This is a genomic window from Shewanella waksmanii (assembly GCF_043643685.1).
In the GTDB taxonomy this organism is placed as follows: Bacteria; Pseudomonadota; Gammaproteobacteria; order Enterobacterales; family Shewanellaceae; genus Shewanella; species Shewanella waksmanii_A.
Genome location: NZ_JBHZSN010000012.1, coordinates 1 through 14,090 on the forward strand (window position 1 = coordinate 1; position 14,090 = coordinate 14,090).

Here is a 14,090-nt window from a genome sequence, read left to right on the forward strand (position 1 = left end):
ATACAAAACGCCCGATGAAGTTCATCGAGCGTTTTAAACTGAAAAAAGTGTCAACCTATTTCAGGACTAGTCATAGGACTTATTTAACTTCTTTGCCTTGAGCTTGTAAATCAGCATGATAGCTCGAGCGTACCATTGGGCCGCATGCTGCATGAGTAAAACCAATTTTTTCAGCAAATTCGCGTAACTCATCAAACTCTGCCGGTGGCACGTAGCGTTCAACTGGTAAGTGGAACTTTGATGGCTGCAAATATTGACCCAAGGTGAGCATTTCTACATCGTGGGCACGCAGATCCTGTAAGACTTGTGCAATCTCCTCATTGGTTTCACCCAGTCCCATCATTAACCCTGATTTGGTTGGTACATTTGGGTGGCGCAGCTTAAATTTCTTCAGCAGATCCAGCGACCATTGGTAGTTCGCTCCAGGACGAGCTTTACGGTAGTGCTTAGGCGCTGTTTCAAGGTTATGGTTAAATACATCAGGTGGCTCAGTGGCTAAGATATCGAGCGCTGCATCGATGCGTCCGCGGAAATCAGGCACCAAGATCTCAATCTTGATTTCAGGGTTTAGTATGCGAATTTCGCGAATACAATCGGCAAAATGTTGTGCCCCCCCATCACGAAGATCATCGCGATCCACTGAAGTGATAACCACGTACTTAAGCTTCATATCTTTGATGGTTTGAGCCAGTTTCTTTGGCTCCTCAGCATCGGGTTTTAATGGTCGGCCATGGGCAACATCGCAAAATGGACAGCGACGAGTACAAATGGCGCCGAGGATCATGAAGGTGGCAGTTCCATGATTAAAACACTCTGCAAGGTTAGGGCAAGAGGCTTCTTCACATACCGAGTGCAGGCCATTTTTACGCAATGCGCTTTTAATGTCATCAATACGTTGGCTAGATGCTGGTAGTTTAACTCTTAGCCAGTCAGGTTTACGCAGCATGTTTTCACGTTCTGAAGGCACGACTTTAACAGGAATGCGTGAGACTTTATCTGCATCACGCAACTTTACGCCGGGTTGTAATCTTTCTGGCCTATTCATATGACGGTGCTAATCCTTGATGATGAACAAGTTCTTGGTAGCCTAGGATTTGGCTAAACTGAGCGACTAATTGGTCTCCCGCTTCCTTAACTGTTTGCGGACCATTAATCATTTTACACTGGATCATCTCCATTCCAGCATACCCACAAGGGTTAATTCTTTGGAAAGGACTCATGTCCATGTCGACATTTAATGCCAGCCCATGGAACGAGCAACCTTTGCGAATGCGCAGACCTAACGAAGCGACTTTTCGCTCATCAATGTAGACACCTGGCGCATCTGCCTTGGCATAAGCTTCAATATCATACTGGGCTAACATCTGCACGATGCTTTGTTCGATATCTGTGACTAATTGTCTTACGCCTATCTTTAATCTTTTAATATCTAGCAGAGGGTAAACCACCAGTTGGCCAGGTCCATGGTAGGTCACTTGACCACCTCGGTCGACCTGAATAACCGGAATGTCACCCGGGTTGAGAATATGTTCACTCTTGCCTGCTTGGCCTTGAGTAAATACCGGGTTGTGTTCGACAATCCATAACTCATCTTGGCTATCAGCGTCTCGATTATCGGTGTAATGCTGCATAGCATGCCAGACTTTTTCATAGTCTTGGCGACCTAAATGGCGAATATGAAGTGGACGTTCTTGCAAGGGCAACCTCTCCCCTAAGACATTAAGTGGGCGTATTATACGCCCCATCTTGACGAAATGTAATCTAGATCACACTTTGTTGAATTAAAGTACGCGTTTTACGCCTTCAATTGCGGCAAGTTCGGTATACAAGGTTTCAACTTGCTCTTTACTGTTTACCGTTACGCGAATGGTAATGGAGTAGTAAGTGCCTTTACTCGATGCTTTTGTGGTGGGGGCATAGTCACCTGGGACATGCTTTTGTACGACAGCAACAACGCTATCAGCTAAGGTTTCACTGGCATCACCAACCACTTTAAAAGGAAATGACGCTGGAAACTCCATCAGCTCATCGAATTTAGTATCTAACATGGTTAACTCTCTTGGGTTCGTACGGTTATGGCTGCATATATGGTGCCGATTATACCTTTTTCAAGGTAAAGATACCTAAAAACAACAAAGCCACCCGTAGGTGGCTTTGATTTCGTTAGGTGCTTATTAGCCAAACCAACCCGCAAATAGTTGTTTGAAGTAATCCATTAGTTTGCTAAACCAGCTGCCTTCTTCTACCGCTTCTAGCGTAACAAGTGGGAATTGGGCAATATCTTTACCGTTAAGCTGGAAGTAGATGCGTCCTACGGTTTCACCTTTGGCTAGCGGCGCGGTCAGCTCTTTATTTAGCTCAAAGTTCGCCTGTAAGTTTTTAGCTTGGCCACGATTGATGGTGATAGGGGTATCGGTGGTAACACCTAACTCAACGGCATCTTTGTCGCCATACCAAATTTTTTGACTGACAAAACTGTCACCGGCTTTATATGGCGTGATGGTTTCAAAAAAGCGGAAGCCATAATTAAGTAGCTTTTTGCTTTCAGCTTTTCGTGCAGATTCACTCGCTGTACCCATAACGACAGTAATTAAACGCATACCGTCTTTGGTTGCCGACGTGACTAAGTTAAAACCAGCACCCGAAGTATGGCCGGTTTTAATTCCATCAACGTTCATGCTCTTATCCCATAACAGTCCGTTACGGTTGTATTGCTTAATGCCGTTGTAGGTGAATGATTTTTCGGCGTATACACGATACTCTTCAGGCACGTCTCGGATCAGTGCAGCGCCCAATATCGCCATATCATAAGCGGTGGTTTTATGATTGTCTGAATCGAGTCCATGGGAGTTTTCAAAATAGCTATCTTGCATTCCCAACTGCTTTGACCATGAGTTCATTAGGTCTACAAACGCATCTTCTGTGCCGGCAATATGCTCAGCCATTGCAACGCAGGCATCATTACCTGATTGAATGATAATACCGCGGTTTAGGTCATCAACGCTGACCTGCTTACCCACTTCAATGAACATTTTTGAAGAATCAGGAAAATTTTTCGACCAGGCATTTTTACTGATGGTGACTTTATCTTCTGGTGAAATGTTACCAACCTTAATTTCATGACCAATCACATAACTCGTCATCATTTTGGTCAAGCTGGCAGGGTTAAGACTTTCGTAGGCATTTTCTTCAGCAATAATCTGTCCTGTGTGATAGTCCATCAATACGAAGGCTTTAGCGGCGACTTTTGGAGCATCAGGAGTCACTACAGGGGCAGCTTGAACACCGGCCACTGTAAAAGAGGCAGCAAACAAGAGTGTTTTTATACTTTGATTAATCAATTTCATATTACTGAGTGCGTCTTATTTAGTTGAATGCGAAAAATAAGCTGAGAATAGCGCGAGTATACCATTAGTCGACCAATGAAATCAGTGAAGGTTCATTAATCTTTGGCTAAATAGACCATTATTTACTCGCACTACTCGGTGATGATGTAGCTTTGTGGGTAACCACTTTGCTTGAGCTCTTTATTGAGTTCAATTGCGAGTTGCTGTTGACCAATAGGGCCGAGCTGTAACTTGTAGAGTGAGTCTTGGGCCACGGTGCGGGCTTCCACAGAATATTGGCTTTTGAGCTTTTCGGCTAGCGCATTGATTCGCTGTTTGTCTGATGAGGCGACAATTTGGATGTAATGCTGCTGTTTAGGATCTTTGAGTTGTGCAAGTGCCATTGACTCAGGGCTTTCGATATAGATCACAGAGAGGTGGACATTGGCTGTGCCAGTTTTGAGCATATCAAGACGATGAGCCGCGGCATAAGACAGATCGATGATGCGGTTATCGTGAAACGGGCCGCGATCGTTGACGCGAACTATCACGGTTTTATCGTTGGCTAAGTTGGTTACTTTTACATAGCTGGGCAGTGGCAGTGATTTATGTGCAGCTGACATGGAGTACATGTCATAGGTTTCACCATTAGAGGTTAAATGGCCATGAAACTTAGCGCCATACCAAGATGCAACGCCCGTTGCCTCGTAGCCCCTACCGCTATCTAAGACTTGGTAGGTTTTACCTAATACGGTGTAATTGCTTTTGTTACCACCGCGGCTATAGGGCTCATATTTGGGGTGAGCATCTTCAACTTTGGATACATCTGGTGCGTTACTTGGGGCTTTGTCGTTAGACATACTGTAGCGGCCGCTGGGGCTACTAGAGCAGGCACTGAGTATCATTATTACGGCGATTAAGCAGGCAAGTTGTGTCATTTATTGGGCCTCAAATGCGGCTTTTAGTTGCTCGCTAAATTGATAAACCGCCATGGCATATAACGGGCTGCGGTTGTATCTTGTTATCACGTAAAAGTTATTAAGACCTAACCAAAATTCACTGTGGTCAGCTTGCTCGAGTTCAACGACGATGGCTTTTTGAGTGACATCAATATCGATTGATTGCTTAAGTGATGCGTCAGGCGAAAGGATATCTTTCACTTGATAACGCGGCTTTTTGTTGTCCCAAAGCGTAACATCATCTGTTCGGGGATCGGCAGTTAATGCTAGCGTTACAGGCGCACCGCGTTGCCAGCCATGCTGGTGAAAGTAGTTGGCTACGCTGCCTATCGCATCTGTGGTGCTGTTGAGTAGATCTCGTTTGCCATCTTTATCAAAGTCAACCGCATAGGCGCGGTAACTGGAAGGGATAAATTGACCGAACCCCATCGCGCCGGCATAGGAGCCTTTGAGTTGATTGATATCGAGCTGCTCTTCTTCAACGAGCTTCTGTAGATGACCAAATTCTCGTCTAAAAAAGTCCGCTCGTGGCGTGTAATAAAACCCTAATGTAAATAGCGCATCTTTGACTGGGTAGTTGCCCATATATCCGCCATAAAAGGTCTCAATACCTATAATAGCGACGATGATTTGTGGGTCGACATTAAACTCATCTGCGGCTTTAGTGATCACTTGTTGGTGTTCACGCCAAAATGCTAAGCCCTTTTCTAAGCGTTTGTCAGTAAGAAATATTGGATAGTATTGATGCCAGGGCTTCGCTTCCCAGGGGGTAGTGATGGCGTCTATCACTTTTTGCTCATATTGGGCGTTGTCAAAAAACTGTTGAATATCTGCTTGCTCAAAACCTTGCTGCTGTTGAGCTTTAAAAAAGGCGGCTTTTAATTCGCTTATATCACCATCTGCTGGGATCACATTGGCAGCGGATACAGCTGAAAAACTTATAAGCGCAAAAGACAATGGCGCTACAAATCGGCGGATTAATTTCAACGTCTTATCCTTTATTATCTGTCTATAAATCGTCGGTGAGTATGGATACTCATTAGAATGCCAAATCCGGTCATCAATGTCAGCATTGATGTACCACCATAACTGATAAGGGGCAATGGCACGCCAACCACAGGTAGTAGCCCTGATACCATGCCAATATTAACGAATATGTAGACAAAGAAGGTCAAAATAATGCTACCCGCTAGCAAACGGGCAAAACTCGTTTGCGCCCGAGACGCAATAACCAAACCACGACCAATAACATAAAGATAAAGCGCCAGTAGGATTAGGCTACCAATCAGGCCAAACTCTTCACCGATGACAGCAAAAATAAAGTCGGTATGACGCTCTGGTAAAAACTCTAACTGTGACTGCGAGCCTTGCAGCCAACCTTTACCTGACAAGCCGCCAGAACCAATGGCAATTTTGGATTGAATAATATGATAGCCTGCACCAAGCGGATCTTTTTCTGGATCGAGTAGAGTTAATACTCGTGTCCTTTGGTAGTCGTGCATGAGGAAGAACCACAACACAGGGAGCATGGCTAATACACCGCCAACAAATGTGCCGACAATGCGCCAACTCATACCCGATAAAAACAGCACGAAAATGCCTGACGCTGCAACCAAAATAGAGGTACCTAGGTCGGGTTGCTTTGCAATGAGTAAAGTGGGGACCAGTAAGATCACACCAGCGCCCATTAAATGGCGCTTTTTGGGCGGAAGTGGAAACTTACTGATATACCATGCCATGGTGATTGGGAAAGCCAGTTTTATCAGCTCAGACGGTTGAAACTCCATAAAACCTAAGTTCAACCAACGCTGAGCGCCTTTATTGATTTCACCAAAAAAGTGTACCCCGAGCAATAAGATGATCCCCATGATATAGATGGGAAATGCCCAACGTCTAAGGACCTCAGGGTTAATCTGGGCCACCACGAACATGATCCCTAATGACAGACCTATACGTACCAGTTGCCGCTCTAACAGCGCCGGATCTTCACCACCGGCAGAATAGATCACCACTAGGCCATAAGCCATTAGGGCGAGTAAGCCTATTAATAACGGCAAATCAATATGTAATCGTTGCCAGATATTAGGTCTTTGGTTATGGCCACCCATTATTGCGTTCTCCAAGTATCGCGGAGGATATATTCATCTAATAATGCACGTGCTACTGGGCCTGCATTCGCGCCACCCCAACCGGCGTTTTCTAGTACTACGGCCAAGGCAATGGTTGGATTTTCATACGGGGCATAGGCGATAATCAAAGCATTATCTCTAAGATGTTCAGCAACAGTGTCAGCATCATACTTCTCATCTTCTGCTACGCTAAAGACCTGTGCAGTACCGGTTTTCATGGCTGCGGTATACCCGGCATCAACAAAGCGAGATTTATGAGCGGTGTTCTTCATCGATTCATTGATAATGTCCCAGTTATGGGGATTTTTCAGCACAATGGGCGCCATCTCATCAATGGGCGAGTCAATCTTGGCGGTACTGTCTTTTATCGACCTTAGCAGATGAGGCACGTAACGTTTACCTTTGTTGGCCATGATCACCGCGGCATTAGCCAACTGCAGTGGTGTTGTTGTCCAATAACCCTGCCCAATTCCCACTGAAATCGTGTCGCCAATATACCAAGGTTGGTTGTAACGCATGCGTTTCCAGTCACGGGAAGGCATGATGCCTGCTGACTCCTCAAATATGTCGATACCCGTTCGTTCACCAAAACCGAAAGGTTGCATAAATTGCGAGATCTTATCGACACCCGTTTTATACGCTAAGTCATAGAAGTAAGTATCACAAGACTCAACAATGGCATGATTCACATCTACCCAGCCATGTCCCCAACGCTTCCAATCTCGATATTTACGGTCAACGCCAGGAATTTGCCAAAATCCAGGATCCCAAACACGGGTTTTTTCAGTAATGGTACCTTCTTCAAGGCCCATTAAGGCGATATGGGGTTTTACCGTAGAAGCTGGCGCATATTGTCCTTGTGTTGCACGGTTAATCAGTGGCCGCGAGCTGTCATTAAGTAATGCGCTATAGGCTTTTGAGCTAATCCCGTGGACAAATTTATTGGGATCGTAACTAGGGCTGGATACCATTGCCAATACGCCGCCGTCGCGGGGATCTATGGCGACAATAGACCCTCTGCGACCATTGAGAATCTCCATGGCTTTTTGTTGCAGCTTCAAATCCAAAGTTAAGTAGATGTCTTGGCCTGGCTCGGGCTCCACCGATTTTAGTGTGCGAATGGTACGGCCGCGATTATTAACTTCCTCTTCTAAGTGGCCAGGCTTGCCGTGTAGTAGGCTTTCATAAAACTTTTCTATGCCTTGTTTACCAATATCTTTGGTGGCTGCGTAGTTTTTCCATTGTCCCGCATTTTGTAGCGCGTTTTGGTCTCTGTCATTGATGCGTCCGACATAGCCAAGTACGTGGGTCATTAGCTCATTATGGGGGTAATGACGTTTTAGACCTGCTTCAACGGAGATCCCCGGAAATTCATGCTGGTTAACGCTGAATTCTGCAACATCGGTTTCCGTAAGACGGTTTTTGATGGTGAGTGGTTTAAAGCGGCGATGATATTTTAATGAATCAAGAATATCTTGCTGAGCTTCATCATCTAGCTCAATCACTTTACTTAACGCAGTTAGGGTTGCCGGAATGTCTTTGACCTTTTCCGGTACCATTTCTAATGAGAAAAATGGCTGATTCTCTGCCAGTAATTGTCCGTGCCTGTCATATATCAACCCGCGACTCGGGGCGACAGGTACGACACGAATACGGTTATCGTTAGAGCGCGTGTCGTAGTCTTTGAACGATAAGATTTGTAAGTGGTAAAGATTGACGAGTAGTACAGAAAGTAGCAGAACTACACAGACAAAGGTGAAGATGGCTCTGCGTTTAAAAAGCGAAGCTTCGGCAGCATGGTCGTGCATTGCCATCCGTTTTCTTGGCGCCAATTATACCGTCTCCAGTTGTGTCACAAAAAAAGGGGTCATTGTCCATTCCTGCTCTATGCAACCCACATTGCTGGGTGGCTATTCTCTATGGTAGGGATGGTTATTATTTATGCTCCAAGCACGGTATAGGCTTTCAGCAACCATGACCCGAACTAAAGGATGCGGCATCGTCAATGCCGATAGGCACCAACTTTGGCTTGCAGCTTGTTTGCATGCTGGTGCTAAACCTTCTGGACCACCGATGAGCAGAGACACATCTCTTCCATCGAGTTGCCAGCGGTTAAGTTGAGTCGCTAGTTCAGGCGTCGTCCAATTCTTCCCAGGTAAATCAAGACTGACGATATGATTTCCCTTGGGAATAGCAGCTAACATCTGCTCTCCCTCTTTATGCAGAATCCGTGCGATATCTGCATTTTTGCCTCTTTTTCCTGCGGGGATTTCGATTAACTCAAAGGCCAAATCGCGGGGAAAGCGACGTTGGTATTCTTCAAATCCTTGGGTGACCCATTTGGGCATACGGGTCCCGACAGCGACTAACTGTAATTTCATTATTCTGGTTTTTCAGACCACAGTTTTTCAAGCTGATAAAAGTCACGGGTTTGATCTTGCATGACATGTAAAATGACATCGCCTAAATCTACCAGTACCCATTCGCTACTATCACGGCCTTCTACGCCATTGATATGTACGTTTGCACGCTTCGATTCTACCACGACATTTTCAGCAATTGCTTTAACGTGGGTTTTAGATGTACCAGAACAAATGACCATGAAATCAGTAACATTTGATTGCTCATTCACGTCAAGTACAACGATATCTTTTGCTTTAAGGTCTTCGATTTTATCTATGACAAACTGTTTTAGCTCGGCGCTTTGCACGCGTATTTCCTCATTCATTTCAAACAGCGAAGCAGTATAACAGGTTCTCAAGGCTAATGCTCGAACTGGCTGTGTTTCACAGATTAATTTTCATTGAGCTTAATCTAGGTCAGGCTCAAGCTGACTGATATAAATGATGCAGCTTGATGTAGTCAATAACATCAGCAGGAACTGCCTGGGTAATACTTTGATTTTTAGCGAGCTTTTCGCGTACCCAAGTTGACGAGTATGGTTGCTTATCGACGTTAGCAATAATGATGCCGCCATTGTGCTGATGCTGGAGTTGTTCAGCCAATATTTGCCGTTGTTTAAGCTCTTTTGCCATGATGCTATCGGCAGACAATTGCCAACCTTGGCGCTCACACACAGCAATGTGGCAATGATCAAATAGCGATTGCCATTGATACCACTTATCCAAATTGACAAAGGAATCGGTGCCCATGATAAACACAAAGGTATGTTGTGGGTATTGCTTAGCCAGTTGCGCTAATGTTTCGGCGCTGTATGACGGTGTTGACCGCTGAGCTTCGATATCACATAGGGCTAATTGTGGGTATTGTTGAGCGACAAGCTCTACCATCTCCATACGTTGTTGTGTTGTGGTATGGGTGCCCGTCTTATGGGGAGGGATATGATTTGGCATAAGCCATATTTTGTCGAGGTTGAGTTGAGCTAATACAGCCAGTGCAGGACGAATGTGACCAAAGTGAATGGGATCAAACGTTCCGCCTAAAATACCGATTTTCATTTCAGTCCACTTCGATATGAGCGAGTGCTTGATGGGCGTTTGCATCAAATAATAGACACAAATGGCTCATGGCTACCCAGTCTTCTTGGCCTTGAGACTTTAACTTTCGCTCTATGGTTGAGGTTACTGCAAGCATATGTTCAATGTGCTTTAACTCAAGCCGTTGCAGTGCACCTTGATAAAGGTTTTTACGCTTGTCCCAAATGCGCATTTTTTGCCATAACCCGTGAAGTTGTTCGCCTCGTTGTTGGGCCGACTTTAATGTCAGTAGACAGTTTAGCTCTTTAAATAAACTCCATAATAAGATAGGCATAGCCACGCCTTCAGCTTGTAACTGGCTGAGTATGTGCTGGGCTTTATCTTGTTGATTATTGAGTAAGGTATCGGCAAGCTGAAATACCGAAAAGCGTGATTGGTCTTCGAAATAGGCCGTTAACTGCTCGGTATCGACAACATCATTTGGGCTAAGCAAACACAATAATTGCAGTGCTTGGTCCGCAGCCAGCAGATTGCCCTCATAAAGTGCTGTGAGCATGGTGCGCGCATCTTGGCTTAGGCGCAGTTGATAATGATTTATTCTGCCATCTAACCAGCGCTGGAATTGAGGGCCTTCAGGTGTGGCGCAGGGAATATAGAGACCGTCACTGTCCAAAGCTTTAAACCACTTGCTTTTTGTTTGTTCAGCAGCAAGTTTTGGCCCTTTTAACAGTAATATTGTATCGGGGTTATTGGTACTTAGTAGTTGGCTAAAAGTTTTACTGCCATCAGCCCCAGGTTTTGCCTGTGGCAAAGTCAACTCGATAATCCGGCGACTGGCAAACAAGCTCATCGATTGCCACTCATCAACCAAAGTTGACCAATCAAAGCCCGATTCTTGATAAAGCTGGATGTTTTCTTCAAAGCCCTGATGGCGCGCAGTATCAAGAATTTGGCGACGACATTGGTCTGTTAACCAAGGGTCGTCGCCAAAAATAAGGTACACCGGTTTAAGCTGATTAAGGTGTTTGGTCAGTTGGTCTGGGTAAACCCGCATTACTTAGTCTCAAGAGAAGCAAGGGTTTGGATCATCTGATCTGCCGCTTGAATGCGCATCTCTTTTAGTAGCAACTCCATCTCACGACTTTTTGCCAGTGCCGTTCGCGGATCATCTAGATAATCTCGATGAATATCAACGGTAAATGGTTGGATTTCCTGTTGTGGCAGTTTAACTGCAAACGTGACATGGTAGGTTAACTCATACTCGGCCACATTGCCCGTTGGGTAGAGCGATAGGGTAGAACGGTCAAGTGAGTCTTTCACTATGCGCAAGGTTGCGACATCATCACCGCCTTCCACCAAAGCGACGCTACTCAGTCTTAAGCGTTCACGTACCAAGCGACTAAGTTCACTGTATTCATCAGGACTGCTCAAATGCAATGATTTTAGCTCATCAGGAATAGAGTAACTGCGTTGTAGTTTAAAGCCACAGCCAGCGCTGAGCATAATGCTCAGCGCTATCATGACGAAACATAAGCGTTTAATTAGCATAAGCTACGCGTGCGTTCCTTTCGTTGTTAGTTCGCTACAATGTTAAGTAGCTTACCAGGGACATAAATAACTTTACGTACAGTTTTGCCGTCAGTGTGTTTCTGTACACCTTCTTCAGCAAGACCTGCTTGTTCTACCTGCTCTTTAGTCGCGTCGGCTGCCACTGTGATTTTCGCACGTAATTTACCATTTACTTGGACGATAATCAGTTTGCTGTCTTCAACCAATGCAGACTCGTCAACCTCAGGCCATAGGCTGTCTTCAATTGCACCTTCATGGCCAAGTTCGTTCCATAGACAGAAGCTAGTGTGAGGAATAATCGGATACAATAAGCGTACTACAGCAGATAGTGCCTCAGTTAACAATGCACGGTCTTGCTCGGTAGCCGTTGGCGCTTTTTGTAGCTTATTCATCAATTCCATGATGGACGCGATTGCGGTGTTGAACATCTGACGACGTTCAATATCATCACCCACCTTAGCAATGGTCTTATGTAACTCACGACGTAATGCTTTTTGGTTACTGTCGAGGGATTTCACATCAAGCGCGACGGTTGCACCTGCACTGATATGATCGTGCGCAAGTTTCCAAAGACGCTTGATAAAGCGATGAGCCCCTTCAACACTCGACTCTTGCCACTCTAGTGTAAGCTCTGGTGGTGCTGCAAACATCATAAACAAACGTACGGTATCTGCGCCATATTTATCGACCATCTCTTGTGGATCGATACCATTGTTTTTCGACTTAGACATCTTGCTCATGCCGGTATAAACCAACTCATGACCTTCGCTGTCTACCGCTTTGGTTGTGCGACCTTTGTCGTCAGTTTCTAGTACGGTTACATCTGACGGTGATACCCACACGCGAGCGCCTTTGTCGTTGGTGTAGTAATAGGCATCAGCCAATACCATACCTTGAGTTAGCAAGCGCTTAGCTGGCTCATCTGAGTCAACTAAACCAATATCACGCAGTAACTTGTGGAAGAAGCGGAAATACAATAAGTGCATGCAAGCATGCTCAATACCACCGATGTATTGGTCTACTGGCAACCAATAGTTGGCCTTAGCTGGATCCAACATTTGGTCAGCATCAGGGCTACAATAACGTGCGTAGTACCAAGAAGACTCCATGAAGGTATCAAAGGTATCTGTTTCTTTAAATGCTTCTTGACCATTTACTGTAGTCTTAGCCCACTCTTTATCTGCTTTGATTGGGCTTTGGATGCCATCCATCACCACATCTTCTGGCAGTATGACAGGAAGCTGATCTTCTGGTGTTGGGATGACACTGCCGTCTGCTAGGGTAACCATTGGAATTGGGGCACCCCAGTAACGTTGGCGTGATACGCCCCAGTCGCGTAAGCGGAAATTCACTTGACGCTTACCTTTGCCTTCACTTGATAGTTTTGCATCAATTGCGTCAAAGGCGGCTTGGAAGTCTAATCCATCAAACTCGCCAGAGTTAAATAAAATGCCTTTTTCAGTATAGGCAGCTTCGCTGATATCTAGCTCTCCATCTGCAGGCTTAATAACCCCTTCAATGGCAAGACCATACTTAGTCGCGAACTCATAATCACGTTGGTCGTGACCTGGTACTGACATAACAGCGCCCGTACCGTAGTTCATTAATACGAAGTTAGCTGCCCAAACTGGAACCAGTTTTCCTGTCAACGGATGTATCGCTTTAAGTCCGGTATCGACGCCTTTCTTTTCCATCGCAGCCATTGCTGCTTCAGTGGTGTCGGCGTTTTTACACTCTTCGATAAATGCTGCTAGCTCAGGGTTGTTGGCTGCGGCCTTTTCTGCCAGTGGGTGAGTACCAGCAATAGCAACATAGGTTACACCCATGACCGTATCAGGTCGTGTTGTGTAGATGTCGAAAGATTCGTCACTGTCGGCAACTTGGAAGGTCATTTCAATGCCTTCACTGCGGCCGATCCAATTACGTTGCATGGTCTTAACTTGCTCAGGCCACTCATCAAGCTTGTCGATGTCACTTAGAAGCTCATCGGCATAGTCGGTGATTTTAATAAACCACTGCGGGATCTCTTTTTGTTCAACTGTGGTATCACAGCGCCAGCAAGCACCATCGATAACTTGCTCGTTCGCTAATACGGTTTCATCGTTTGGACACCAGTTAACGGATGAGGTCTTCTTGTAAACTAAACCTTTTTCATAAAGCTTGGTGAAAAACCATTGTTCCCAACGATAGTACTCAGGCGTGCAAGTAGCGATTTCGCGTGACCAGTCATAACCAAAGCCCAGCATTTTTAGCTGGTTTTTCATGTAGTCGATGTTTTCATAGGTCCAAGGTGCAGGTGCAGCTTTGTTCTTGATAGCCGCATTTTCTGCAGGCAGGCCAAATGAGTCCCAACCAATAGGTTGAAGAACGTTTTTACCTTGCAGGCGTTGGTAACGGGCAACCACATCACCGATGGTGTAGTTACGAACATGTCCCATGTGCAGTCGACCTGATGGGTATGGGAACATAGAAAGGCAGTAATATTTTTCTTTGCTCTCGTCTTCAGTGACTTCAAATGTTTTTTTATCTTGCCAGTGCTGCTGCACCTTAGCTTCAATTTCAGAAGGTAAATATTGCTCTTGCATTGATGTTTCCCGGCCAGGCCGCCTATTATTTGATCTTGCGCACTTTCCGCGCGAGTTAGATCTGCATAGAATAAACTAGAAGTGA

General features: G+C 45.3%; 14 protein-coding genes. All 14 read right to left on the reverse strand.

The features are described from left to right. Positions 1-79 precede the first annotated feature (79 nt). The 14 genes from lipA to leuS all read right to left on the reverse strand — a co-directional run bounded on the left by lipA (position 80) and on the right by leuS (position 14,005). A complete protein-coding gene (gene lipA / locus ACHUFW_RS16825; protein WP_394204603.1) occupies positions 80-1,045 on the reverse strand; it encodes a lipoyl synthase in 966 nt (321 codons plus the stop codon). Beyond that, complete coding sequence (gene lipB, locus ACHUFW_RS16830) at positions 1,038-1,697, reverse strand: lipoyl(octanoyl) transferase LipB (protein ID WP_394204605.1); 660 nt, start codon at positions 1,695-1,697, stop codon at positions 1,038-1,040. The genes lipA and lipB overlap by 8 nt, the downstream gene beginning before the upstream one ends. 84 nt (positions 1,698-1,781) lie before the next feature. Next, positions 1,782-2,048 carry a DUF493 family protein YbeD gene (gene ybeD, locus ACHUFW_RS16835; protein WP_394204607.1) on the reverse strand — a complete coding sequence of 89 codons (267 nt, stop codon included), beginning with the start codon at positions 2,046-2,048 and terminating at the stop codon, positions 1,782-1,784. 126 nt (positions 2,049-2,174) lie between these two features. After that, positions 2,175-3,347, reverse strand: coding sequence for a serine hydrolase (locus ACHUFW_RS16840; protein WP_394204609.1), 1,173 nt, complete (start codon positions 3,345-3,347; stop codon positions 2,175-2,177). 131 nt (positions 3,348-3,478) lie between these two features. After that, on the reverse strand, positions 3,479-4,264 hold the full coding sequence (locus ACHUFW_RS16845) for a septal ring lytic transglycosylase RlpA family protein (RefSeq protein WP_394204611.1): 786 nt from the start codon (positions 4,262-4,264) through the stop codon (positions 3,479-3,481). Beyond that, the gene (gene mltB, locus ACHUFW_RS16850; protein WP_394204613.1) at positions 4,265-5,272 is read right to left on the reverse strand and encodes a lytic murein transglycosylase B; all 1,008 of its coding nucleotides are present in this window, start codon (positions 5,270-5,272) and stop codon (positions 4,265-4,267) included. It abuts the gene before it with no gap. 14 nt (positions 5,273-5,286) lie between these two features. After that, positions 5,287-6,393, reverse strand: coding sequence for a rod shape-determining protein RodA (gene rodA / locus ACHUFW_RS16855; RefSeq protein ID WP_394204615.1), 1,107 nt, complete (start codon positions 6,391-6,393; stop codon positions 5,287-5,289). Next, entirely contained in the window at positions 6,393-8,246 is a 1,854-nt protein-coding gene (gene mrdA / locus ACHUFW_RS16860; protein ID WP_394204617.1) for a penicillin-binding protein 2, read from the reverse strand. Before mrdA ends, rodA begins: the two co-directional genes overlap by 1 nt. A gap of 78 nt (positions 8,247-8,324) precedes the next feature. Next, complete coding sequence (gene rlmH / locus ACHUFW_RS16865) at positions 8,325-8,795, reverse strand: 23S rRNA (pseudouridine(1915)-N(3))-methyltransferase RlmH (RefSeq protein WP_394204619.1); 471 nt, start codon at positions 8,793-8,795, stop codon at positions 8,325-8,327. Next, positions 8,795-9,124 (reverse strand): ribosome silencing factor, encoded by a 330-nt coding sequence (gene rsfS, locus ACHUFW_RS16870; protein ID WP_394204621.1) that lies wholly within the window; start codon positions 9,122-9,124, stop codon positions 8,795-8,797. Before rsfS ends, rlmH begins: the two co-directional genes overlap by 1 nt. Positions 9,125-9,239: 115 nt before the next feature. Next, complete coding sequence (nadD, locus tag ACHUFW_RS16875) at positions 9,240-9,872, reverse strand: nicotinate-nucleotide adenylyltransferase (protein WP_394204623.1); 633 nt, start codon at positions 9,870-9,872, stop codon at positions 9,240-9,242. Position 9,873: 1 nt separating this feature from the next. Next, positions 9,874-10,905: a DNA polymerase III subunit delta gene (gene holA / locus ACHUFW_RS16880; RefSeq protein WP_394204625.1), complete on the reverse strand. Its 1,032-nt coding sequence runs from the start codon at positions 10,903-10,905 to the stop codon at positions 9,874-9,876. Continuing rightward, complete coding sequence (locus ACHUFW_RS16885; protein ID WP_394204627.1) at positions 10,905-11,399, reverse strand: LPS-assembly lipoprotein LptE; 495 nt, start codon at positions 11,397-11,399, stop codon at positions 10,905-10,907. The genes holA and ACHUFW_RS16885 overlap by 1 nt, the downstream gene beginning before the upstream one ends. 26 nt (positions 11,400-11,425) lie before the next feature. Next, entirely contained in the window at positions 11,426-14,005 is a 2,580-nt protein-coding gene (gene leuS / locus ACHUFW_RS16890; RefSeq protein WP_394204629.1) for a leucine--tRNA ligase, read from the reverse strand. Positions 14,006-14,090 lie beyond the last annotated feature (85 nt).

Excerpts from the sequence above, each read along its gene's own strand:
- lipA (WP_394204603.1), bottom strand. The coding sequence starts at position 1,045 with ATGAATAGGCCAGAAAGATTACAACCCGGCGTAAAGTTGCGTGATGCA.
- ybeD (WP_394204607.1), bottom strand. The coding sequence starts at position 2,048 with ATGTTAGATACTAAATTCGATGAGCTGATGGAGTTTCCAGCGTCATTT.
- ACHUFW_RS16840 (WP_394204609.1), bottom strand. The coding sequence starts at position 3,347 with ATGAAATTGATTAATCAAAGTATAAAAACACTCTTGTTTGCTGCCTCT.
- ACHUFW_RS16845 (WP_394204611.1), bottom strand. The coding sequence starts at position 4,264 with ATGACACAACTTGCCTGCTTAATCGCCGTAATAATGATACTCAGTGCC.
- rodA (WP_394204615.1), bottom strand. The coding sequence starts at position 6,393 with ATGGGTGGCCATAACCAAAGACCTAATATCTGGCAACGATTACATATT.
- rlmH (WP_394204619.1), bottom strand. The coding sequence starts at position 8,795 with ATGAAATTACAGTTAGTCGCTGTCGGGACCCGTATGCCCAAATGGGTC.
- nadD (WP_394204623.1), bottom strand. The coding sequence starts at position 9,872 with ATGAAAATCGGTATTTTAGGCGGAACGTTTGATCCCATTCACTTTGGT.
- holA (WP_394204625.1), bottom strand. The coding sequence starts at position 10,905 with ATGCGGGTTTACCCAGACCAACTGACCAAACACCTTAATCAGCTTAAA.
- ACHUFW_RS16885 (WP_394204627.1), bottom strand. The coding sequence starts at position 11,399 with ATGCTAATTAAACGCTTATGTTTCGTCATGATAGCGCTGAGCATTATG.
- leuS (WP_394204629.1), bottom strand. The coding sequence starts at position 14,005 with ATGCAAGAGCAATATTTACCTTCTGAAATTGAAGCTAAGGTGCAGCAG.